This window comes from Burkholderia sp. AU33423, assembly GCF_002223135.1.
In the GTDB taxonomy this organism is placed as follows: domain Bacteria; phylum Pseudomonadota; class Gammaproteobacteria; order Burkholderiales; family Burkholderiaceae; genus Burkholderia; species Burkholderia lata_D.
This window is the reverse complement of record NZ_NKFH01000007.1, coordinates 2,601,021-2,625,090: the sequence shown is the minus strand read 5'-3', so window position 1 is coordinate 2,625,090 and position 24,070 is coordinate 2,601,021. Positions and strand designations below refer to the sequence as shown.

Below are 24,070 nucleotides of genomic sequence, written 5' to 3'. Positions count from 1 at the left end.
TTTTTTGTCAATCGCGGCGAGGATCACGCATGCAGCACATGCGCCGGAAAGGCGGGGCTGGCGCTCGTCGCACTCTGCGCGAGCGGCGCGACCTGCTTGCGGCGCTCGCGGGTCGGCGCGACGCCGAACGCGTCGCGATAGCTCTTGCTGAAATGGCACGCCGACTGGAAGCCGCACGCCATCGTGATGTGCATGATCGACATGTCGGTCTGCAGCAGCAGTTCGCGCGCGCGGCGCAGCCGCAGCGTCAGGTAGTAGTGCGTCGGCGTCATGCCGAGGTGTTCGCGGAACAGGCGCTGCAGCTGCCGCTGCGACATGTTCGCGAGCCGCGCGAGCTCCTCGCGTGACAGCGGCTCCTCGATGTTGTTCTCCATCAGCGAGATCACTTCGAACAGCGACTTGTTCGCGGAGCCGAGGCGCGCGACGAGCGGCATGCGTTGCTGCGCGCTCGTGTCGCGCACGTGTTCGACGATGAACTGCTCGGCGATCTGCGTGACGCGCGCGGTGCCCACGCGCGCGGCGATCAGGTTCAGCATCATGTCGAGCGGCGCGACGCCGCCCGTGCACGTGATGCGGTCGCGGTCGATCACGAACAGTTCCTTCAGGAAGCGCGTGTCCGGAAACTCTTCCTTCAGCGCCGACATGTTTTCCCAATGGATCGCGCACGCGTAGCCCGCGAGCAGCCCCGACTTCGCGAGTGCATAGGTGCCCGTGCACAGGCTGCCGAGCGGGATGCCCGAGCGCGCGAAGCGGCGCAGCGTCGACAGATGGGCGGACGTGGTCGCGCGCTGCACGTCGACGCCGCCGCACACGAACACGATGTCGGGCTGCCCCACGCATTCGGCCGGGCCGGTGTCCACCGTCAGGCCGTTGCTCGCGGTGACCGGGCCGCCGTCCGGGCTGATGACCGACCAGCGGTAGAGCGGCTGGCCGCTCAGGTAGTTCGCCATCCGAAGCACCTCGATCGCATTGGTGAACGCGATCATCGTGAAGTTCGGTAACGGCATGAACGCGAAGTGGGACAGCGACGCTGTGCGGTCGGGCGACATGGGGAGCGTTCCTAGAATCTCTAATAGCTTTACGCCCGGGGGCACGGACGGGCTGCGATATTGTGTGAGCCAGCGCAACAAGCGTGCCATACGGCTAAACCCTAGATCCATACGTTGTCTGGCCGCAAGCGGCATGCTGCACTGCACCGTATTCGTGATGCGTTGCACCCCGACCGGGCGGCAATCGCACCGCCGGCGTGCCTATTCATAGGTGAACTGCCTCGACCATTTCTGTTGGTCATCCGAAAAAGCACGACCGGTCACTTGTATAAAACGGACGCGGATGGCGGAAAAGGCAAAGAACGCGTCTAAATTCATCAATCCGCCGAAAATCCGAACGACAAGAATAGAGCCGTCGGCAGCCTTGAACTGGACGAGCGGGAAACCCAGGCAGGGCGGGCCTTGAGCTTCGGTTTCAGCCCCTTATTCTTCGTCACGGACGCACTATGTCGAACACCCAGCCTTTCTTCTCGCAGCCCCTCGCCGAGCGCGACGCGCCGGTGCGCAGCGCCATCCTGAAGGAACTCGAGCGTCAGCAGTCGCAGGTCGAGCTGATCGCGTCGGAAAACATCGTGTCGCGCGCCGTGCTCGAGGCGCAGGGCTCGGTGCTGACCAACAAGTACGCGGAAGGCTATCCCGGCAAGCGCTATTACGGCGGCTGCGAATTCGCGGATGAAGTCGAGGCGCTGGCAATCGAGCGCGTCAAGCAGATCTTCAATGCCGGCTATGCGAACGTGCAGCCGCACTCGGGCGCGCAGGCGAACGGCTCGGTGATGCTCGCGCTGGCCAAGCCGGGCGACACGGTGCTCGGCATGTCGCTCGACGCGGGTGGCCACCTGACGCACGGCGCGAAGCCGGCGCTGTCGGGCAAGTGGTTCAACGCGGTCCAGTACGGCGTGAACCGCGACACGATGCGCATCGACTACGACCAGGTCGAAGCGCTCGCGCACGAGCACAAGCCGAACCTGATCATCGCCGGCTTCTCGGCCTACCCGCGTGCGCTCGACTTCGCGCGCTTCCGTGCGATCGCCGACAGCGTCGGCGCGAAACTGATGGTCGACATGGCGCACATCGCCGGCGTGATCGCCGCGGGCCGCCACGCGAACCCGGTCGAGCATGCGCACGTCGTCACGTCGACCACCCACAAGACGCTGCGCGGCCCGCGCGGCGGCTTCGTGCTGACCAACGACGAGGAGATCGCGAAGAAGATCAACTCGGCTGTGTTCCCCGGCCTGCAGGGCGGCCCGCTGATGCACGTGATCGCCGGCAAGGCCGTCGCGTTCGGCGAAGTGCTGCACGCGGACTTCAAGACCTACATCGACAACGTGCTCGCGAACGCGCAGGCGCTCGGCGAAGTGCTGAAGGCGGGCGGCGTCGATCTGGTCACGGGCGGCACCGACAACCACCTGCTGCTGGTCGACCTGCGTCCGAAGGGCCTGAAGGGTGCGCCGGTCGAGCAGGCGCTGGAACGCGCGGGCATCACCTGCAACAAGAACGGCATTCCGTTCGACACCGAGAAGCCGACCGTCACGTCGGGCATCCGCCTCGGCACGCCGGCCGGCACGACGCGCGGCTTCGGCGTCGCGGAATTCCGCGAGGTGGGCCGCCTGATCCTGGAAGTGTTCGATGCGCTGCGCGCGAACCCGGAAGGCGACCACGCGACCGAACAGCGCGTGCGCCGCGAGATCTTCGCGTTGTGCGAACGCTTCCCGATCTATTGATCCCACCGACCCGACAATACTGGAGCAACACATGAGCACGCTGCATCAAGACAGCATCATCATCGACGGGCTGAACATCTCGAAGTTCGAGAAGCCGGTGTTCGAAGACATGCGCAAGGGTGGTATCACCGCCGCGAACTGCACGGTGTCGGTGTGGGAGAACTTCACCAAGACCGTCGACAACATCGGCGTGATGAAGAAGAAGATCCGCGACAACAGCGAACTGCTGACGCTGGTGCGCACGACGGAAGACATCTTCCGCGCGAAGAAGGAAGACAAGACCGGCGTGATCCTCGGCTTCCAGAACGCGCATGCGTTCGAGGACAACATCGGCTACATCGAAGCGTTCGCCGACATGGGCGTGCGCGTCGTGCAGCTTTGCTACAACACGCAGAACCTGGTCGGCACCGGTTGCTACGAACGTGACGGCGGCCTGTCGGACTTCGGCCGCGAAGTGATCACCGAGATGAACCGCGTCGGCATCATGGTCGACCTGTCGCACGTGGGCGGCAATACGTCGTCGGAAGCGATCGCGTTCTCGAAGAAGCCGGTGTGCTATTCGCACTGCCTGCCGTCGGGCCTGAAGGAGCATCCGCGCAACAAGAGCGACGAACAGCTGAAGGAGATCGCCGATGCGGGCGGCTTCGTCGGCGTGACGATGTTCGCGCCGTTCCTCAAGCGCGGGATCGAAGCGAACATCGACGACTACATCGAGGCGATCGACTACGTCGTGAACCTGATCGGCGAGGATGCGGTCGGCATCGGCACGGACTTCACGCAGGATTACGCGAAGGAATTCTTCGACATGCTGACGCATGACAAGGGCCGCTATCGCCAGCTGACGAACTTCGGCAAGGTGATCAACCCGGACGGCATCCGCACGATCGGCGAATTCCCGAACCTGACGGCGGCGATGGAACGTCACGGCTGGAGCGAATCGCGCATCCGCAAGATCATGGGCGAGAACTGGGTGCGTGTGTTCAAGGACGTGTGGGGCGCATAAGCGCCGCGAACGCCGAACCGCCGCCAGCGATTCAACATTAAAAGAAATCGGGACGCGCCCGTGCAAGCCGCACGGGCGCGCGGACGATGTCGCGCCTGCGCACTGAGCCGCGCGGCCACTTTCCTCACGGAGTCACCACGATGCAACCGCAACTGCCGATCAACGTCGATCCCGATACCGGCGTCTGGACCACCGACGCGCTGCCGATGCTGTACGTGCCGCGTCACTTCTTCACGAACAACCACGTCGCCGTCGAGGAAGCGCTCGGCGTCGAAGCGTATGCCGAGATCCTGTACAAGGCCGGCTACAAGTCCGCCTACCACTGGTGCGACAAGGAAGCGAAGCTGCACGGCCTGACCGGCATGGCCGTGTTCGAGCACTACCTGAAGCGCCTGTCGCAACGCGGTTGGGGCCTGTTCTCGATCATCGAAGCCGACCCGGCAAGCGCACGCGCGAAGATCGAGCTGCGCCACTCGTCGTTCGTGCTCCAGCAGCCGGGCAAGGAAGGCAAGCTCTGCTACATGTTCGCGGGCTGGTTCGCCGGCGCGATGGACTGGGTCAACGACACGACGCCGGAAGGCAAGGGCGCACCGCGTGCGCAGTCCAAGGAAGTGCAGTGCGCGGCCGAGCATCACGACCACTGCGTCTTCGAAGTGTCGCCGATCGCGCACTGATGCCCTGACGCACGGATTCACTGAAACACAACAACACCCGCAACACGAGACATTCGAACGCCAGAGGTCGCCAGCGATGCGTTATCCCCACCTGTTCAAACCCATGCAGCTGAACCAGCTGACGCTGCGCAACCGGATCGTCAGCACCGCGCATGCGGAGGTGTATGCCGAGCCGGGCGGCCTGCCGGGCGACCGCTATATCCGCTACTACGAAGAAAAAGCGAAGGGCGGCGTGGGCCTCGCGATCTGCGGCGGGTCGAGCCCGGTGTCGATCGACAGCCCGCAGGGCTGGTGGAAATCGGTGAACCTGTCGACCGACAAGATCATCGATCCGCTCACGCGCCTCGCCGACACGATGCACAAGCACGGCGCGAAGATCATGATCCAGGCGACGCACATGGGCCGTCGCTCGTCGTTCCACGGCGAACACTGGCCGCACCTGATGTCGCCGTCGGGCGTGCGCGAACCCGTGCACCGCGGCAACGCGAAGATCATCGAGATCGAGGAAATCCGCCGCATCATCGGTGACTTCGCGGCCGCCGCGAAGCGCGTGAAGGCGGCCGGCATGGACGGCATCGAAATCTCGGCCGCCCACCAGCACCTGATCGACCAGTTCTGGAGCAAGCGTTCGAACCACCGCACCGACGAATGGGGCGGCAGCCTGGAGAACCGCCTGCGCTTCGGCATCGAAGTGCTGACGGCCGTGCGCGAGGCGGTCGGCAAGGATTTCTGCGTCGGGCTGCGCATGTGCGGCGACGAATTCCACGAGGACGGCCTCGATCACGAAGCGCTGAAGGAAATCGCGCAGGCGATGTCGGAGACGGGCCTGATCGACTACCTGAGCGTGGTCGGCTCGGGCGGCGACACGCATAACACGATCGCCAACTGCATGCCGCCGATGGCGCTGCCGCCGGAGCCGTTCGTGCACCTCGCGGCCGGCATCAAGTCGGTCGTGAAGATTCCGGTGATGCACGCGCAGAGCATCCGCGATGCGGGCCAGGCCGAGCGCCTGCTCGCGACCGGCATGATCGACCTGGTCGGCATGACGCGCGCGCAGATCGCCGATCCGCACATGGTGATCAAGATCCGCGACGGCCGCGAAGACGAAATCAAGCAGTGCGTCGGCGCGAACTACTGCATCGACCGCCAGTACAACGGCCTCGACGTTCTGTGCATCCAGAACGCGGCGACGTCGCGCGAAGCGACGATGCCGCACATCATCGAGAAGTCGCGCGGCCCGAAGCGCAAGGTCGTGGTGGTCGGCGCGGGCCCCGCAGGGCTCGAAGCCGCGCGCGTCGCGAAGCTGCGCGGCCACGACGTCGTGCTGTTCGAGAAGAATGCCGAAGTGGGCGGGCAGGTGATGATCGCCGCGAAGGCGCCGCAGCGTGAACAGATGTCGGGGATCATCCGCTGGTTCGACATGGAAACGAAGCGCCTGGGCGTCGATCGCCGCCTGGGCGTGGCCGCCGACGAGAAGATGATCATGGCCGAGAAGCCGGACATCGTCGTGCTCGCGACGGGCGGGTCGAGCTTCACGTGGCAGGTGCCGGGCTGGGGCGTGGCCGAGGGGCTGGCCGTCAGTTCGTGGGACATCCTGACCGGCAAGGTCGAGCCGAAGCAGAACGTGCTGCTGTTCGACGGCGTGAGCACGCATGCGGGCGCCGGCGTGGCCGATTTCATGGCGAGCCGCGGCTCGAAGGTCGAGGTCGTCACGCCGGACGTGAAGGTCGCCGACGATTGCGGCGGCACGACGTTCCCGATCTTCTATCGCCGCCTGTACGCATTCGGCGTGATCCCGACGCCGAACACGATGCTCGATCGCGTCTACGAAGAGGACGGCAAGCTGATCGCCGTGCTGCGCAACGAGTACACGGAAGAACTGGAAGAGCGCGCGGTCGACCAGGTGGTGATCGAGAACGGTTCGTCGCCGAACGACGAGCTGTACTGGAAGCTCAAGCCTGAATCGGTGAACCGCGGCCAGATCGATCCGCACACGCTGTTCGCGGCCGAGCCGCAGCCGTGCCTGTCGGAAGAACTCGGCAACGGCCGTTTCCTGCTGTTCCGTGTCGGCGATTGCATCTCGATGCACAACGTCCACGGTGCGATCTACGACTCGCTGCGTCTCGTGAAGGATTTCTAAACGATGAACCCGTCCTTCCTCATTACCGCCCTGTTGTGGCTGTCGGTGGCGGGGCTCGCGTTCGCGGTCGCGAAGCGCTCGTCCTACTGGCGTCTCGGCCGGGCCACCGCGCCCGGCGCGTTCGGCGTCGCGAACCTGTTCGCGATCCCGAAGCGCTACTTCGTCGACCTGCACCACGTGGTCGCCCGTGATCCGTACATCGCGAAGACGCACGTCGCGACGGCCGGCGGCGCGATCGGCGCGCTCGCGCTGGTGTTCATCAACTACGGGCTCGCGATCTACTCGCCGTGGCTCGACAAGCTGATCTTCCTCGCGGCGCTCGCGATGCTGGTCGGCGCGGTGTTCGTGTGGCGCCGTCGCGCGGCGAAGGATGTGCCGGCCCGCCTGTCGCGCGGCCCGTGGAATACGCTGCCCTGGCTGCTCGGCTCGTTCGCGCTCGGCCTCGTGCTGTTCATGCTGGTGCCGACCGGCGCGATGTCGGGTGCGTTCGCGGTGCTCTGCGCGCTGCTGATCGGTGTCGGTGCCTTCACGATGACGGTCGGCGCCGCGAAGGGCGGCCCGATGAAGCATGCGATTGCAGGTCTCCTGCACCTGGCCTTCCACCCGCGCCAGGAGCGCTTCGCGGCCACCCGCGAATCGTTCACGGGCAACGGCACGGCCACGCCGCCGACCGCGCTGAAGCTGCCGGACATCGAGCATCAGGAGTACGGCGTCGCGAAGCCGGTCGAATTCCGCTGGAACCAGCTGCTGAGCTTCGACGCCTGCGTGCAGTGCGGCAAGTGCGAAGCCGCATGCCCCGCGTTCGCGTCGGGCCAGCCGCTGAACCCGAAGAAGCTGATCCAGGATCTCGTCGTCGGGATGGCGGGCGGCACCGATGCGGCGTACGCGGGCAGCCCGACGCCGGGCCTCGCGGTCGGCCAGCATCGCGGCGAGCCCAACGGCCCGATCGTGTCGGGCCTGATCGAAGAGCAGACGCTGTGGTCGTGCACCACCTGCCGCGCGTGCGTGCAGGAATGCCCGATGCTGATCGAACACGTCGACGCGATCGTCGACATGCGCCGCAACCGCACGCTCGTGCACGGCACGGTGCCGGGCAAGGGCCAGGAGGTGCTCGCGAACCTGCGCGAGACCGGCACGATGGGCGGCTACGACACGGCCGCGCGCTACGACTGGTCGGTCGACCTGAGCGCGCCGGTCGCGCAACCCGGCAAGCCGGTCGACGTGCTGTTCGTCGCGGGTGAAGGTGCGTTCGACATGCGCTACCAGCGCACGCTGCGCGCATTCGTCAAGGTGCTGAACAAGGCAGGCGTCGACTATGCGGTGCTCGGTTCGACCGAGACCGACACGGGCGACGTCGCCCGCCGGCTCGGCGACGAAGCGACGTTCCAGCAGATGGCGAAGCGCCTGATCGGCACGCTCGACACGCTGTCCTACAAGCAGATCGTGACGGCTGACCCGCACGTGATGCACAGCCTGCGCAACGAATACCGTGCGCTCGGGTTGCGCGTGACGGTCAAGCATCACACGACCTTCCTCGCCGAACTGGCCGACAGCGGCAAGATCGCGCCGAAGGCCGTCGAAGCGCTGCAGGACAAGCGCACCACGTATCACGACCCGTGCTACCTCGGCCGCTACAACGGCGAGACGGAAGCGCCGCGCAAGCTGCTGAAGACGATCGGCATCCAGGTCGTCGAGATGGAGCGCAACGGCATGCGCGGCCGCTGCTGCGGCGGTGGCGGCGGTGCGCCGCTGACCGACATCCCCGGCAAGCAGCGCATTCCGGACATCCGCATCGCCGACGCCCGCACGATCGGCGCGGACGTGGTCGCGGTTGCCTGCCCGAACTGCACGGCGATGCTCGAAGGCGTCGTGGGCCCGCGCCCCGACGTGCTCGACGTGGCCGAACTCGTTGCCGCCTCGCTGGAGTGAATCGATGAATACGATCAAACGAATCGATCCGCGCCGGCCGTTCATCATCACGGCCGCCGGCCTGAAGCGCATCACGCTCGGCGAGGAAGGCAGCGCCGATGCGAACGCCGTGCACGGGTTCGCGCACGGTCATGGCGCAGCCGCTGCGAAGCCGCGCCGCGCGGTGCAGGATCCGAAGCACGTGATGCTGGTGGTCGCGCACAGCGAACGCGGCGCGCTCGACGATCATTCGCGGCAGGCAATCGCCGCCGCCGCATTGCTCGCCGATGCGCAGACCGAAGTCGCGCTGCTCGCGTTCGGCGAACTGAAGGACGACGTGGCCGCACTGGGCGTCGACAAGCTGCTGGAACTCGCCGGCTTCGATCGGCGTGCGTTCGATCCTGAAAGCGAATTGCAAGCGCTGCAGGCCTGCGTAGCGGCGCTCGCGCCGAAACACGTGTTCGTGCCCGACAACGCGACGGGCGACGGCGATCTCGGCCGGCGTTACGCGGCGGCCGCCGGCGCGAGCGTCGCGGCGCACGTCGTCGAGATCGACGCGAAGCATGTCGGCGCGTATGCGCAGGCCGGGCGCGCGTTTGCCACCCGTGCGCTGCCCGACGTGATCCTGCTCGCGCAGAACGCGGTCGACGCGAAGCTGCCGTTCGTCGGTGCGGGCGAGCGGCTGGCCGCCGACTTCATCCGCCCGGCGCATGACGCCGCGCAGCCGTACCGCGATCTCGGCCTCGACGAAATCGATGCGGCCCAGGTCGCGCTCGAGGAAGCCGATTTCATCGTGTCGGCCGGCAACGGCGTGTCCGACATCGGCGCGTTCGAGCGGCTGGCCGATGCGTTCGGCGCGGCGATCGGCGCGAGCCGCGTCGCGGTCGACAACGGTCACTTCACGCGCGACAAGCAGGTCGGCGCAACCGGCAAGACGGTCGAGGCGAGCGTGTACATCGCGTTCGGCATCTCGGGCGCGGTGCAGCACCTGCAGGGGATCAAGGACTGCCGCCATGTGATCGCGGTGAACCTCGACGGCAGCGCGCCGATCGCGAAGCGCGCGAACCTGACGGTGGTGGGCGACGCGCAGGGCACGATCGCCGCGCTGATCGAACAGGTGCAGGCCGCGCGCGCCGCGCGTGGCGAATCGCCGGCCGCGGTCGGCACCCGTGAACCGGAAGGAGTCGCTGCATGAACGCCCCCCGCCAGTTGCAACGCATCGCGGTGCTCGTGTCCGTCGGCCGTCATCCGGTCAGCGGCGTCGCGCGCTATAGCCGCAACGACGCGGCCGCGCTCGAAACCGGCCGCCAGCTCGCGGAACGGCATCGCGCGAAGCTCGACGTGATCCATGCGGGCGACCCCGCGAATGCGGCGCTTGCCGAATATCTCGCGCTCGGCGCACGGGAGGTCGAGGTGCTGGCCTGCCGCGATGGCGACGACGCCGTGCATGCGCTCGCCGCGCGCGTCGAGGGCTACGACCTCGTGCTGACCGGCACGCGCGCCGAGGGCGCGTACGACACCGGCATGCTGCCGTATCGCCTCGCCGCGACGCTCGGCTATCCGCTCGTTGGTTCGGCTGTCGACGTGACGGTCGACGGCGGCCGCGTGGCCGTCCGGCAATTTTTGCCGAAAGGGCTGCGGCGGCGCGTCGACGCGGCGCTGCCGGCTGTCGTCGCCGTTCATCCGCTCGCCAATGCCGAGCCGCGCTATGCGTATGCGCGGCTGCGCGCCGGCGCGATCCGGCCGGCGCTTGCAGCGCCCGGCGCGGACGCCGACGCGGCCGCGTGGACGGTCGGTCCGATCGAGCGTAAACCCGTAAAACTGGTCGCCGCCGAGAAGCGCTCCGGGCATGCCCGGATGCTGTCCGCGACGACGACCGAAAGCCGTGGCGGCAACGTCGTAAATGAAGGGAGTTCGGTCGAAAAAGCACAAGTGATCCTCGCGTATTTGCGCGAGCATCAGCTCATCGACTACTGATTTTGATGCCTGTCGGCAAGAACCCAGGGATGCAAGGAATCCGGAGCAAACGATGAAAGTATCGGCAGACATTCGTGCATTGATCGAGCGGCGCAAGGAAGGGCACAGCCTCGAGGCGCCGTTCTACACGAGCGAGGATATCTTCGCGCTCGACATGGAGGCGATTTTCCGCCAGCACTGGATCCAGGTGGCGATCGAACCGGACATTCCCGAGCCGGGCGACTACGTGACCGTGGAACTGGGGAGCGATTCGATCCTGATCGTGCGCGACGACGACATGGCGATCCGCGCGTTCCACAACGTGTGCCGTCACCGCGGCGCGCGCCTGTGCAACGAAGATAAAGGCTCGGTCGGCAACATCGTGTGCCCGTACCACAGCTGGACCTACAACCTGACGGGCCAGCTGATGTTCGCCGAGCACATGGGCGAGAAGTTCGACCGCTGCAAGCACAGCCTGAAGTCGGTGCACGTCGAGAACCTCGCGGGCCTGATCTTCGTCTGCCTCGCCGACGAGCCGCCCGCCGACTTCGCGCAACTGCGCGCCGAGATGGAGCCGTACCTGCTGCCGCACGATCTGCCGAACACGAAGATCGCCGCGCAGATCGACATCATCGAGGAAGGCAACTGGAAGCTCACGATGGAGAACAACCGCGAGTGCTATCACTGCGTCGCGAACCATCCGGAGCTCACCATCTCGCTGTACGAATACGGCTTCGGCTACCAGCGCTCCGATGCCAACGCAGAAGGCATGGACGCGTTCGCCGAAACCTGCGTGCGGCGCGGCAAGGAATGGGCCGAAATGGGCCTGCCGTCCGCCGAAATCGAGAAGCTGCTCGACGTGACGGGCTTCCGCACGCAGCGCCTGCCGCTCGATCGCCATGGCGAATCGCAGACGCTCGATGCGAAGGTCGCGTCGAAGAAGCTGCTCGGCGGCTTCGACAAGGCGGATCTCGGCGGGCTGTCGTTCTGGACGCAGCCGAACTCGTGGCACCACTTCATGAGCGATCACATCGTGACGTTCTCGGTGATCCCGCTGTCGGCCGGCAAGACGCTCGTGCGCACGAAGTGGCTCGTGCACAAGGACGCGAAGGAAGGCATCGATTACGACGTGAAGAACCTCACGGCCGTGTGGAACGCGACCAACGACCAGGATCGCGCGCTCGTCGAATTCTCGCAGCGCGGCGCGACCAGCAGCGCGTACGAGCCGGGCCCGTATTCGCCGTTCACGGAAGGTCTCGTCGAAAAATTCTCGGCCTGGTACATCGGCCGGCTCGCCGAAAAAACCGGCGCGTAGTACCCAGAAGCGGACAAGCGGAGCAAGACATGATGCGAGATGCGGCCAACTTCGAGCCGACGGACAGCCGGGTGACGCGCCCGGCGTTCTGGAATGGCCTTCCCGAGCGCTGGACGAGCGACGTCGAGGAAACGCTGGTGTGCTGCCACGTGCGGCAGGAAACGCACGACGTGAAGAGTTTCTTCTTCCGTTCGCCGCAGGGCCGCTCGTTCTCGTTCGAGCCCGGGCAGTTCCTCACGCTCGAGCTCGACATCGACGGCGAAACGATCAACCGCTGCTACACGATCTCGTCGTCGCCCGCGCGGCCGCACACGGTGTCGATCACGGTGAAGCGCGTGCCGGGCGGCAAGGTGTCGAACTGGCTGCACGACAACCTGCAGCCGGGCGCCGCGGTGCGCGTGCTCGGCCCGGCCGGCGAATTCACGTGCGCACGGCATCCGGCGCGCAAGTACCTGTTCCTGTCGGCCGGCTCGGGCGTCACGCCGCTGATGTCGATGAGCCGCGCGCACCATGATCTCGCCGAGGATCGCGACATCCTGTTCGTGCACAGCGCGCGCACGCCGGACGACATCATCTTCGCGCGCGAGCTCGACCTGATCGCGTCGAACCACACGAACTTCCGCACGTCGTTCGTCGTCGAGCGCGTCGGTGCACGCACCAACTGGCCGGGCGTCACGGGCTTCCTGACGCTGCCGCTGCTGAAGCTGATCGCACCGGATTTCATGGAGCGCGAGATCTTCACGTGCGGCCCCGCGCCGTACATGAAGGCCGTGCGCGACCTGCTCGACGAAGCGGGCTTCGATCGCAAGCAGTATCACGAGGAGAGCTTCTCGTTCGAAACGCTCGCGCAGACCGCGAGCGACGAAGTGCTCGCCGAACTCGTGCCGCCGGTCGAAGGCGGTGACGCCGCGACGAAGCAGTACACGGTCAGCTTCGCCAAGAGCAATCGCGAGATTTCGTGCGGCTCGGAGCAGCACGTGCTGGATGCGGCGCGCCAGTCGGGCGTGCGGCTGCCGGCCTCGTGCACGCAGGGCATGTGCGGCACCTGCAAGGTGAAGCTCGTGTCGGGGCAGGTGGAAATGAAGCACAACGGCGGCATCCGCCAGCGCGAGATCGACCAGGGGATGGTGCTGCTGTGCTGCAGCAAGCCGCTGTCGGATCTCGTGATCGACAAGTAGTCGCAACACGCCATCGGCTGTCCGGGCGCGTCGCGTCCGGACAAGCATCCGTCGGAAAACAACGATACCGCGGATTTGTGGTTGAAGAACCTAGAGAGGCAACGCGCACGGTGCGCATATCAAGGAGATCGACCATGAAGCTGTTCGGAAAACTGTTGTGGACCGGCGCACTGTCGGCAATGGTGGCGCTGAGCGCATCGGCGCTCGCCGATACGAAGCCCACGCTGAAGATCGGTTACGTCGAAGGCTGGGATGACAGCGTGGCGACGTCGAACGTCGCGGCGCGCGTGATCGAGAAGAAGCTCGGCTATGAAGTGAAGCTCGTGCCGGTCGCTGCCGGGATCATGTGGCAGGGCGTCGCGCGCGGCGATCTCGATGCGACGCTGTCCGCGTGGCTGCCGGTCACGCACGGCTCGTACTGGGATGAATACAAGGCCAAGGTCGTCGACCTCGGCGCGAATTTCCCGGATGCAAAGATCGGCCTGATCGTGCCCGCGTACGTGAAGGCGAAGAGCATCGATGATCTCAATGCGGAGAAGGGCAGCTTCGGCGGCCGGATCGTCGGCATCGATGCCGGTGCCGGCGTGATGCGCAAGACCGACGATGCGATCAAGAGCTACGGGCTGAACTACACGCTGATGCCGAGCTCGGGCAGCGCGATGACGGCCGAGCTGTCGCGTTCGGTCAATGCGAACAAGCCGGTCATCGTGACGGGCTGGGCGCCGCACTGGATGTTCGCGAAGTGGAAGCTGCGCTTCCTCGAGGATCCGAAGAAGGTGTTCGGCGGCGCGGAGCACGTCGACAGCGTCGTGAATCCGGGGCTCGAAACGAAGGCGAAGCCGGTGGTCGCGTTCCTGAAGAAATTCCAGTGGAAACCGGGCGAAATCGACAGCGTGATGCTGGCGATCCAGAACGGCTCGAAGCCGGAAGCAGCCGCCGATGCGTGGATCGCCGCGCATACGGATCGCGTGAATGCGTGGACGGAAGGCGCGCAGTAAGCCAGCAGTGAATTGCCTCAATAAATAGATGAAGAGACAGTCCGGGAAAGGTCGGTAGTAATGCGAAATAATCGTACTGCGACACGGCCTTATCCCGGAATTATTTTTTTGATTCTGCAAAAAAGTGCGTAAGTTGTTACACTAGCGCCCTTGTGCGGAGTCATCACAGGAGGAATTGGATGAGTCAGGCAGGACTGCGTGCGAACCGCACCAGTGATGTTGAGGCAACCATCTCACATGATTCGACGGGCCACACACTGCATCGTGGCCTGACCTGGAAAGACGCTTTTTGGGTGACGAGCGGCGTGCCGGCAGGCGTGCTGTTCACGATCGGCGGCGTATGCGCGACGATCGGCCAGCCCGCGTGGGCGATCTGGATCGCCGCGATCACGATGGGGCTGGTTCAAAGCGCGACTTATGCGGAAATATCGGGGCTATTTCCCCATAAATCGGGCGGCGCGTCCGTGTATGGTGCGATCGGCTGGGTCCGTTACAGCAAGCTGATTGCCCCGGTGTCCGTGTGGTGCAACTGGCTCGCGTGGTCGCCGATGCTCGCGCTCGGTTGCGGCCTCGCGGCGAGCTATGCGCTCACGAGTCTCTTCCCCGCCGATGCGGCGGTGCTGCACTGGCAGCTCAAGGTCGCGGATCTCGGGTTCATCAAGCCCGGTCTGTCCCTGCGGATCAATGCGACGTTCATCATCGCGACGATCCTGCTTCTCATTACGTTCAAGCTTCAGCACAGCGGTGCATCGAAGGCTGCGCGTACGCAGCGCATTCTCGGCATCGCGTCGCTCACGCCGCTGTTGATCGTCGGCATCGTGCCGTTCATCACGGGCGACGTGCCGATGTCGAACCTGCTCCCGCTGCTGCCGCTCGGTCACGACGCGCACGGCAATCTCACGGCCGCGACGTTCGGCTCGTGGAACGGGCAGGGCGTCACGATGGCGCTCGGTGCGATGTTCATGGCCGGCTGGGCGTCGTACGGCTTCGAGACGGCCGTCTGCTACACGCGTGAATTCCGTGACCCACGTCGCGATACCGCCAAGGCGATCTTCTGGTCGGGCGCACTGTGTCTCGTCGTGATGACGCTCGTGCCGATGGCGTTCCAGGGCGCACTCGGTACGCAGGCGATGCTCGATCCGGCAATCGGCGACGGCACCGGCGTCGCGGCTGCGATGGCGAAGATCGTCGGCGGTGGCGCATGGGTCGCGAATGCGGTCGTCGTGATGCTGATGCTGTCGATCCTGCTGATCGTGATGACGTCGATGATGGGCTCGTCGCGCACGCTGTACCAGGCATCGGTCGACGGCTGGCTGCCGAAGTACCTGTCGCGCGTGAACGAGCACGGCTCGCCCACGCGCGCGATGTGGACCGATCTCGGCTTCAACCTCGTGTTGCTGATGATGTCGGACTACATGACGGTGCTGTCGATCTCGAACGTCTGCTACATGCTGTTCGTATTCCTGAATCTTCAGTCGGGCTGGATCCACCGGATGGATCGCGGCAACTGGGATCGGCCGTTCCGCTGCCCGACGTGGCTGCTCGTCGGCGGCGCGATCTGCGGGTATGCGAACCTCGTCTATGTCGGCGCCGGTGCGAACCTGCAGGGCGACGGCACGCTGCGCAACGGGCTGATCGCGATGCTGCTGATCGTGCCGGTGTTCCTGTTCCGCCACTACTGGCAGGACCGCGGCCGGTTCCCCGCGCAGATGCAGCGCGACATGGAACTCGAAGTGCCGAAGCGCGCGATGTGGCTGAACCTGATGCCTTACGTTGCGCTGGTTGGCGCGGGGCTGACGATCTGGTTGTCGTATTACTTCGCGTGGGTGAAGTGACGCGGTAGCGAACGCGCGACGGCTCCGGAAACCGCACATGGAGCGTCGCGTGGCGCATCGCGCGCAGCGCGACGACAAAAAAGGCTCGGCCGGGACATACCGGTCGAGCCTTTCTCGTTTCTGCCGCGTTTCGAACGCGACGCCTTTCCGCTTACGGAAACACCACCGTCCGGTCCCCGTTCAGGAACACGCGCCGCTCGATGAACGCCTTCACCGCGCGGGCGAGCGTGAGCGATTCGACATCACGGCCGACCGCGAGCAACTGCTCCGGCCGCAGCGCATGATCGACGCGCTCGACGACCTGCTCGATGATCGGGCCTTCGTCGAGATCGTCGGTGACGAAGTGCGCGGTCGCGCCGATCAGCTTCACGCCGCGCGCATGGGCCTGGTGATACGGCTTCGCGCCCTTGAAACCGGGCAGGAACGAATGATGGATGTTGATCGCGCGGTTCGCGAGCTTCGCGCTGGTTTCCTGCGACAGCACCTGCATGTAGCGCGCGAGGATCACGAGTTCGGCGCCGCTCGATTCGAAGAAGTCGAGCCACTGCGCTTCCTGCTGTGCCTTCGTATCGGCCGTGATCGGGAAGTGGCGGAACGGCAGCCCGTGCTGCACGGCGAGCGGCTCGAAGTCGGGATGGTTCGACACGATGCCGACGATGTCCATCTTCAGCTCGCCCATCCGCCAGCGGAACAGCAGGTCCGCGAGGCAGTGCTCGAGCTTCGACACCATGATCAGCACCTTCGGCCGTGCGTTCACGTCGTGGATGGCCCACTGCATGTCGCCCTGCTGGCCGCCGAGACTGGCCGCGATCGGCGCGAATTCGTGGCGCAGCGCATCGATCTGCAGCGTTTCATCCGTCGGATGAAAGACGCAGCGCACGAAGAAGCGGTTGCTGAGATCGTCGTCGAACACGTTCAGCGCATCGACATAGCAGCGATGGCGATCGAGAAAGCCGACGACGGCGGCGACCTGGCCGGCCGCGCTCGCGCACGACAGTGTCAGGACGAATTGATCGGGGCGGTGCTCGGCGGTCATGAGACTCCTCGGATGGCATGGGCGCACGGCCGTGCGGCGGCGCACGAAGGCGCCGCGCCGCGCGGGTAGCGGGAGGCTCAAGTAAATCAGGACGATTTCGGGGCGGATAGAACCAACGCGCCGTGTGGCTGGTATCGGCGCGCCAGCACGCGGGGGGCGGGGGCGCCCGTCACGCGCTCGCGCACGCGTCGAGCAGCCAGCGCCGGAACACGTGGGTCGCGTCCGGCTCGGGCCGCTGCGGCGGCCGCACCAGGAAGTAGCCGCGCGACGTGACGACCGGCGCGTCGACGAGCTTCACGAGCTGCCCCGACGCGACGAGTTCGTCGACGAGCGGCGACCAGCCCAGCGCGACGCCTTCGCCGAGCAGCGCCGCATGGATCACGAGCGCGTAGCTGTTGAAGGTCACGCCGCGCGCGGCGGCGGCCGTATCGAGGCCGTGCGCGTCGAACCAGCCGGACCACGACAGCCAGCGCTCGGGGCGCGTCGGCTGCACGTGCAGCAGCGGCAGGGCCAGCAGGTGCTCGGCTCGCACGACGTGCGGGTGCGCGTCGCGGAATGCGGGCGAGCAGACGGGCGTGACCGATTCCGGAAAGAGTCGTGCGGCGGTGCAAGACGGCCAGTGGCCGTCGCCGAACAGGATCGCGATGTCGCCATGGTCGCGCTGTGCGTCGTAATCCTGTGACGTGACGACGCGCACGTCGACATCGGGCATCACGCGCTTCAGCCCGGCCAGGCGCGGCATCAGCCAGTAGGTCGCGAAGCCGAAGTCGGTGACGATCGTGAGCGCACCGTGCTCGCGGCGCGCGCGCAGGGTCGCGGTCGCGCCGCGCAGCGTGTCGAGGCTCAGCCGCACGGCTTCGTACAGGCACTCGCCGTCGGCCGTCAGCGTGACGCCGCGCGGGCTGCGCTCGAACAGCGGCACGCCCAGTTCGGCTTCGAGCTGGAACACCTGCTGGCTCACGGCCGGCTGGGTGGAGCCGAGCTCGCGCGCGGCGGCCGTGAAGCTCGCGAGCCGGGCAGCCGATTCGAACGCGCGCAGCGCCTGCATCGACGGTAACGGTTCGGATTTCGACATAAGTCTCTCTAATGGCCCCATAAGGGCCGGACGCCTACCCGCGCGAATTCGGGCGGGTGATAGTGCTTCGGACGGTGCGGTACCTACGCTTCACGGCCCGCTTCAAAGCCTGCTTCAAAGCCGGCTTCACGGGCGCCGCGCAACGCATTCCGCGATTCTAGCCAGCGCGGCCCGCCCGTGCGGCACTTTCTTCGAGCCGTTTCCGTCATGCCGGACGTCTCGCTGCGCGAGCGGCGCGCCGTTCCATTCGAACACCGTTTTCCCCACGACTGCCGATGACGAACCCGACACCCAACATCCTGATCCTGATGGCCGACCAGCTCGCGCCGTTCGCGCTGCCGGCCTACGGTAATCGCGTCGCGCGCACGCCGACGCTGGACCGTCTCGCCGCGCAAGGCGTCGTATTCGACGCCGCGTACTGCGCGAGCCCGCTGTGCGCGCCGTCGCGTTTCTCGCTGCTGACGGGCAAATTGCCGTCGGGGATCGGCGCCTACGATAACGCCGCCGAATTGCCGGCGCAAACGCTGACCTTCGCGCACTACCTGCGCGCGGGCGGCTACCGGACGATGCTGTCCGGCAAGATGCACTTCTGCGGGCCCGACCAGTTGCACGGTTTCGAGGAGCGGCTCACGACCGACATCTACCCGGCCGATTTCGGCTGGGTGCCCGACTGGGACAGCCCGACCGAGCGGCCGAGCTGGTATCACAACATGAGTTCGGTGCTGGAGGCCGGCCCGTGCGTGCGCACGAACCAGCTCGATTTCGACGACGAAGTCACGTTCGCCGCGAAGCAGAAGCTGTACGACGTCGCGCGCGAGCGTGCGGCCGGGCACGATGCGCGGCCGTTCTGCATGGTCGTGTCGCTGACTCATCCGCACGACCCGTATGCGATCACGCGCGACTACTGGGATCTGTACAGCGACGACGAAATCGACATGCCGGCCGTGCACCTCGATGCGGCGGAAAGCGACCCGCATTCGCAGCGGCTGCGCTTCGTCTGCGAGAACGACCGCACGCCGCCCACCGACGCGCAGATCCGTGCCGCGCGCCGCGCCTACTACGGCGCGACGTCCTACGTCGACACGCAGTTCGGTAGCGTGCTGGCCGCACTCGAACAATGCGGATTCGCCGACGACACGATCGTGATCGTCACGTCCGACCATGGCGACATGCTCGGCGAACGCGGGCTCTGGTACAAGATGACGTTCTTCGAAGGCGGTTGCCGCGTGCCGCTGATCGTCCATGCGCCGGGCCGTTTCGACGCCGCGCGCGTGCGCGGGCCGGTGTCGCACGTCGATCTGCTGCCGACGCTCGTCGACCTGGCCGGCGCCGCGCCGGCCGGCGGCTGGCCCGATCCTGTCGATGGCGCGAGCCTCGTGCCGCACCTGCACGGCATGCCCGCCCACGATGTTGCGCTCGGCGAGTACCTGGCGGAAGGCGCGGTCGCGCCGGTCGTGATGATCCGCAGCGGCGATTGGAAGTACGTGCATTGCCCGCTCGATCCCGACCAGTTGTACAACCTGTCGGACGACCCGCGCGAGCTGACGAACCTGGCCGGTACGCCGGAGGCCGCCGACGTGCTCGCCGCGTTCCGCGCGCAAGCCGCGCAGCGCTGGAACCTGCCCGAGCTGGACCGGCAGGTGCGCGCGAGCCAGCGGCGCCGGCGCTTCCATTACGCGGCGACGACGCAGGGCCGCATCCAGGCGTGGGACTGGCAGCCGTTCACCGACGCGAGCCAGCGCTACATGCGCAATCACATCGAACTCGACACGCTCGAGGCGATGGCGCGCTTTCCGCGCGTCGGGCGCTGAGCGTACCGCATCGCGGTCAATGAAAAACGACGGAGGAAGTGAACCATGAAACGGCAACGCAATGCAGCAATCCGAAGGATCGGCGCGGCGCTCGCCGCCGCCGCGTGCGTGGTGGCGATACAGCCTGCGTATGCCGCCGACCCGCAGACGTGCAGCGACGTGAAGATGGCGGCGCCCGGCTGGACCGACATCGATGCGACGAACGCGATGGCGGGCGTCGTGCTGAAGGCGCTCGGCTACCGGCAGGACGTGGCGAACCTGTCGGTGCCGATCACGTACCAGGGGCTCAAGAAAGGGCAGGTCGACGTGTTTCTCGGCAACTGGATGCCCGCGCAGGCGCCGCTCGTGAAGCCGTTCGTCGACGAGAAATCGATCGACGTGCTGCACGCGAACCTGAGCGGCGCGAAATTCACGCTCGCGGTGCCCGATTACGTGGCGGCCGCCGGCGTGCATACGTTCGCCGATCTCGCGCGCTATGCGGATCGCTTCGGCGGCAAGATCTACGGGATCGAGCCCGGCGCGCCCGCGAACCAGAACATCAAGCGGCTGCTGTCCGACCACGTGCTCGGGTCCGCGAACTGGTCGCTCGTCGAATCGAGCGAGACGGGCATGCTCACGCAGGTCGAGCGCGCGGTGCGCGACAAGCGCTGGATCGTGTTTCTCGCGTGGGAGCCGCACCTGATGAACACGAAGTTTCATCTGACCTACCTGTCGGGCGGCGATGCGTACTTCGGCCCGAACTACGGCGGCGCGACGGTCAATACGGTCACGCGCGCCGGGTTCGCCGGCCAGTGCACGAACCTCGCGCGGCTGTTCCGGCAGATGACGTTCTCGGTCGACGTCGAGAACCGGATGATCGCCGACATGCTCGACCACAAGACGTCGCCCGCGCTCGCGGCGCAGCATGCGCTGAAGGCCGAGCCCGCGCTGGTCGCCGGCTGGCTCGACGGCGTGACGACGGCGGCCGGCGCACCGGGCCTGCCGGCCGTGCGCGCGGCCCTCGACGGTCGCTGATTCCCTCCCTCCGGGCGGCCGGTTTTTGCCGTGCCGCCTGTCTACGTGTTTTCCCGATCCGTCGCATCGTGACCATTTAGTGTCGCCTTCAGACGGGTGACCCGAAATATGGGTTTGTATTTTTCGCCAATGGCTGCGTTATTGCGGAAAACGAAATGCCGAAGCCAGCGGGGCGGTCTGAATTGGAATCCACCGGCGTATCGCGGCACGCGCCGGGACGAGATTCTATCCATCGAACGGTTCAGGGAGGGTGGTCGACAATGAAGCAAAAGAAAGTTGCCGTAGCCGCCGCGCTTGCATGCGCGGCCTGTATTCCCGCCATCGGGCATGCGCAAAGCAGCGTGACGCTGTACGGGATTCTCGACGCGGGCATCACGTACGTGAACAACACGGGCGGCTCGCACGTGGTCAAGTTCGACGACGGCGTCGCCTACGGAAACCGCTTCGGCCTCAAGGGCACCGAAGACCTGGGCGGCGGCCTGAAGGCCGTGTTCACGCTCGAGAGCGGCTTCCACCTCGGCAACGGGCAACTCGGCTTCGGCGGTGCGGAATTCGGCCGGCAGGCGTATGTCGGCCTGCAGAACGACTGGGGCACGCTGTCGTTCGGCAACCAGCTCGACATCACGAACGAACTCGTGTCGATCTACAACATCTCCGCGTGGGGCAGCGGCTATGCGATCCACCAGGGCGACTTCGACCGCTTCAACGGCGACCGCCTGCCGAACTCGGTGAAGTTCCTGTCGAACGATCTCAGCGGCTTCAAGTTCGGCGCGATGTACTCGTTCGGCAACGTCGCCGGCAACTTCCATCGCAACAGCGCATGGAGCGCGGGCGCGAGCTTCACGAAGGGCGACTTCTCGATCGGCGCCGCGTACACGCGCCTGAACAACCCGAACGGCATCTATGCGTTCGACCCGTACGCGATGATCGGCACGCACACGTTCCTCGGCCAGCAGACCGTCACCGTCGATCCGGCGACCGGCGCGCGCACCGACCTGTTCGCGAACACCGCGATGGACGTCGACAGCCAGGGCACGTTCGGCATCGGCACCAGCTACACGATCGGCAAGCTGACGCTCGACGCCAACTACTCGTATACGACGATCAAGGGCTTCGGCCAGTCGTCGCACATGCAGGTGTACGAAGGCGGCGGCCTGTACCAGTTCACGCCGGCGCTGAGCTTCATCGCGGGCTACCAGCACACGCGCTTCGAAGGCCACCACTGGAACCAGGGCACGGCCGGCCTGCATTACCTGCTGTCGAAGCGCACGGACATCTACATCTCCGGCGATTACCTGCGCGCGTCGCAAGGCGTCGATGCGGTGGTCGGCTACAGCTTCACGCCGTCGACGACGCAGACGCAGGCCGACGTGCGGATCGGGATGCGGCATTCGTTCTGAGCGGGGTGGTGTGGGGCAGCGACGTCTTCAGCGAAGGGTCTCTCTTTGGCGCGAACCACGGTTCGCGCTTTTTTTTGCCGGGCGTGAGCGGGCATGAAATGCGTCCGGCCCGTGCCGGCCGCCTGGCCACCGCCCGGGGAACCGCAGTCGGATGGTATTGACCATTGCCGTCTATAGGCGCTAGCATCGTCCGCATGCTTGATCTCGCCCTTTCCCCCTCGTCGCTGATCCGTGCATGTTGTCCGGACATGCCAGGGGGAAGTTGCGTCTAGCGAAGTCGCTGAACATTCAAGCAATCGCCTTCCGGCCGCCTGTGATGCAAGACAGGCGGCCTTTTTGTTTTTGGGCCCACACCTTCGGGACGGAGAAACTCGATGCCGCTTGCGCTGTATGACACCTGGTCGCGTACCGTGCGCCCCTTCACGCCGATCCGGGCCGGGCAGGTCGGCATGTATTGCTGCGGCCCGACGGTCTACGACGATGCCCACATCGGCAACCTGAGAACCTACGTGTTCGAGGATCTCCTGCGCCGCGTACTGGAACGCAACGGCTACGCGGTCCGGCACGTCGTCAATATCACCGACGTCGGCCACCTGACATCCGACGCGGACGAAGGCGAAGACAAGATGGAGAAGGGCAGCCGTCGGACCGGCGAATCGGCATGGGCCATTGCCCGGCGCTACACCGAGGCGTTCGTCCGGGACTGGCGCGCTCAACCTGCTCGAGCCGACGGTGTGGTGCCGCGCCACCGATCACATCGCCGAACAGATCGCGTTCATCGAGACGCTCGACCGGGCCGGCTACGTCTATCGGACGGACGACGGCCTCTACTTCGACACCAGTCGGCAGGACGACTACGGTTATCTCGCGCGGCTGGACCGCGCGGGGTTGCAGGCGGGCAAGCGGGTGGCGCTGGGCGGGAAGCGGAGCATCACGGATTTCGCGTTGTGGAAGTTCAGCCCGGCCGACGTCAAGCGGCAAATGGAATGGGACAGCCCGTGGGGGCGCGGCTTTCCGGGCTGGCATATCGAATGCTCGGCGATGTCGGCGAAGTATCTCGGGACGTTGTTCGATATCCATTGCGGCGGCGAGGATCATATCGCCGTGCATCACAGCAACGAGATCGCGCAGACGCGGGCCGCCCACGGCACGCACCTCGCGAACTACTGGATGCACGGGCACTTCCTGACGCTCGACGCCGATACGAAGATGTCGAAGTCGAGTGGCGATTTCGTCCGTCTGCAGACCTTGCAGAGCCGGGGTGTCGATCCGCTCGCGTACCGCTACCTGTGCCTGACGGCCCACTATCGAAGCAAGCTGCATTTCACGTGGGCGTCGCTCGACGCGGCGCACACCGCGCTGAATCGACTTCGGCACCTCCATGCCGGCTGGCCGGACGGCGGGCGCGTCGATGCGGATTTCGCCGCGCGATTCGATGCCGAAGTGAACGAGGACCTGAATCTGCCGAGGGCGCTCGCGGTGCTGTGGGATCTGGTCAGGAGCAACCTGCCGCCTGCCACGCTGAAGGCGACCGTCGACAGCTTCGATGCGGTGCTGGGCCTCGGGTTGAGCGAATGGCGGCCGATTGCGTTCGACGTTCCGGAACATGTTCGCGTGTTGCTCGGTGAGCGTGAGCGCGCGAGGGCGGACAAGGACTGGGCACAAGCCGACCGGATCCGCGAAGTGTTGAGCGCCGAGGGCTGGCGAGTCGAGGACACGCCGGAAGGGCAACGTCTGTTCGGCATGGCGATGGGGTCGAGCGATACAGGCGGCCCGCCGCGGTAAAGCGCGCGGGCCGCCTTCATCGGAAGATCCTGTCGCCGGGCATCCACCCGGCGGCCGCGATCAGCGTGGCCGCCGGAATCGTCGGCACCCGCGCCTGCGGCCCGTTTTCCTCGGTTGGCATATCATCGCGCTTTGGCCGCGTCGGCACCGTTGTCGCGCGCACGCGTCGGCG

General features: G+C 66.0%; 17 protein-coding genes and 1 pseudogene. 15 read left to right on the top strand and 3 right to left on the bottom strand.

Going from position 1 to position 24,070, the window contains the following annotated elements:
* Positions 1-23: 23 nt before the first annotated feature.
* On the bottom strand, positions 24-1,139 hold the full coding sequence (locus CFB50_RS30310) for a GlxA family transcriptional regulator (RefSeq protein ID WP_089448221.1): 1,116 nt from the start codon (positions 1,137-1,139) through the stop codon (positions 24-26).
* A 356-nt stretch (positions 1,140-1,495) separates the two neighbouring features.
* On the opposite strand from CFB50_RS30310, the gene CFB50_RS30300 reads away from it, so the two are divergent.
* The 11 genes from CFB50_RS30300 to CFB50_RS30250 all read left to right on the top strand — a co-directional run bounded on the left by CFB50_RS30300 (position 1,496) and on the right by CFB50_RS30250 (position 15,777).
* Entirely contained in the window at positions 1,496-2,770 is a 1,275-nt protein-coding gene (locus CFB50_RS30300; protein ID WP_059600252.1) for a serine hydroxymethyltransferase, read from the top strand.
* A gap of 31 nt (positions 2,771-2,801) precedes the next feature.
* Positions 2,802-3,773, top strand: coding sequence for a dipeptidase (locus CFB50_RS30295; RefSeq protein WP_089448219.1), 972 nt, complete (start codon positions 2,802-2,804; stop codon positions 3,771-3,773).
* A 140-nt stretch (positions 3,774-3,913) separates the two neighbouring features.
* Positions 3,914-4,447 (top strand): DUF5943 domain-containing protein, encoded by a 534-nt coding sequence (locus tag CFB50_RS30290; RefSeq protein ID WP_006488993.1) that lies wholly within the window; start codon positions 3,914-3,916, stop codon positions 4,445-4,447.
* A gap of 76 nt (positions 4,448-4,523) precedes the next feature.
* Positions 4,524-6,587, top strand: coding sequence for an NADH:flavin oxidoreductase (locus CFB50_RS30285; protein WP_021160633.1), 2,064 nt, complete (start codon positions 4,524-4,526; stop codon positions 6,585-6,587).
* Positions 6,588-6,590: 3 nt separating this feature from the next.
* Positions 6,591-8,516: a (Fe-S)-binding protein gene (locus tag CFB50_RS30280; protein WP_089448218.1), complete on the top strand. Its 1,926-nt coding sequence runs from the start codon at positions 6,591-6,593 to the stop codon at positions 8,514-8,516.
* Between the two features lie 4 nt (positions 8,517-8,520).
* A complete protein-coding gene (locus CFB50_RS30275) occupies positions 8,521-9,690 on the top strand; it encodes an electron transfer flavoprotein subunit alpha/FixB family protein (RefSeq protein WP_089448217.1) in 1,170 nt (389 codons plus the stop codon).
* Positions 9,687-10,472, top strand: coding sequence for an electron transfer flavoprotein subunit beta/FixA family protein (locus CFB50_RS30270; protein WP_069252362.1), 786 nt, complete (start codon positions 9,687-9,689; stop codon positions 10,470-10,472). Before CFB50_RS30275 ends, CFB50_RS30270 begins: the two co-directional genes overlap by 4 nt.
* A 52-nt stretch (positions 10,473-10,524) precedes the next feature.
* The gene (locus CFB50_RS30265) at positions 10,525-11,766 is read left to right on the top strand and encodes an aromatic ring-hydroxylating oxygenase subunit alpha (protein ID WP_069252361.1); all 1,242 of its coding nucleotides are present in this window, start codon (positions 10,525-10,527) and stop codon (positions 11,764-11,766) included.
* A gap of 29 nt (positions 11,767-11,795) precedes the next feature.
* Entirely contained in the window at positions 11,796-12,944 is a 1,149-nt protein-coding gene (locus tag CFB50_RS30260) for a hybrid-cluster NAD(P)-dependent oxidoreductase (protein WP_089448216.1), read from the top strand.
* A 134-nt stretch (positions 12,945-13,078) separates the two neighbouring features.
* Entirely contained in the window at positions 13,079-13,942 is an 864-nt protein-coding gene (locus CFB50_RS30255; RefSeq protein WP_069252359.1) for a glycine betaine ABC transporter substrate-binding protein, read from the top strand.
* A gap of 179 nt (positions 13,943-14,121) precedes the next feature.
* Positions 14,122-15,777, top strand: a complete 1,656-nt coding sequence (locus tag CFB50_RS30250; protein ID WP_089448215.1) for an APC family permease — start codon at positions 14,122-14,124, stop codon at positions 15,775-15,777.
* Positions 15,778-15,928: 151 nt separating this feature from the next.
* Here CFB50_RS30250 and purU read toward each other — a convergent pair whose 3' ends face one another.
* Both purU and CFB50_RS30240 read right to left on the bottom strand, forming a co-directional pair.
* Positions 15,929-16,813: a formyltetrahydrofolate deformylase gene (purU, locus tag CFB50_RS30245; RefSeq protein ID WP_069252357.1), complete on the bottom strand. Its 885-nt coding sequence runs from the start codon at positions 16,811-16,813 to the stop codon at positions 15,929-15,931.
* Positions 16,814-16,982: 169 nt separating this feature from the next.
* Positions 16,983-17,888 (bottom strand): choline sulfate utilization transcriptional regulator, encoded by a 906-nt coding sequence (locus tag CFB50_RS30240; RefSeq protein ID WP_089448214.1) that lies wholly within the window; start codon positions 17,886-17,888, stop codon positions 16,983-16,985.
* Positions 17,889-18,163: 275 nt separating this feature from the next.
* Here CFB50_RS30240 and betC point away from each other — a divergent pair, with 275 nt between their 5' ends.
* The 4 genes and pseudogenes from betC (at position 18,164) to cysS (ending at position 23,898) form a co-directional block, all read left to right on the top strand.
* On the top strand, positions 18,164-19,699 hold the full coding sequence (gene betC, locus CFB50_RS30235) for a choline-sulfatase (RefSeq protein ID WP_089448213.1): 1,536 nt from the start codon (positions 18,164-18,166) through the stop codon (positions 19,697-19,699).
* Positions 19,700-19,744: 45 nt separating this feature from the next.
* Entirely contained in the window at positions 19,745-20,713 is a 969-nt protein-coding gene (gene choX, locus CFB50_RS30230; RefSeq protein WP_069252354.1) for a choline ABC transporter substrate-binding protein, read from the top strand.
* Positions 20,714-20,973: 260 nt separating this feature from the next.
* The gene (locus CFB50_RS30225) at positions 20,974-22,113 is read left to right on the top strand and encodes a porin (protein ID WP_069252353.1); all 1,140 of its coding nucleotides are present in this window, start codon (positions 20,974-20,976) and stop codon (positions 22,111-22,113) included.
* Positions 22,114-22,487: 374 nt separating this feature from the next.
* Positions 22,488-23,898: pseudogene (gene cysS, locus CFB50_RS30220) on the top strand (cysteine--tRNA ligase).
* The last annotated feature ends 172 nt before the right edge of the window (positions 23,899-24,070 follow it).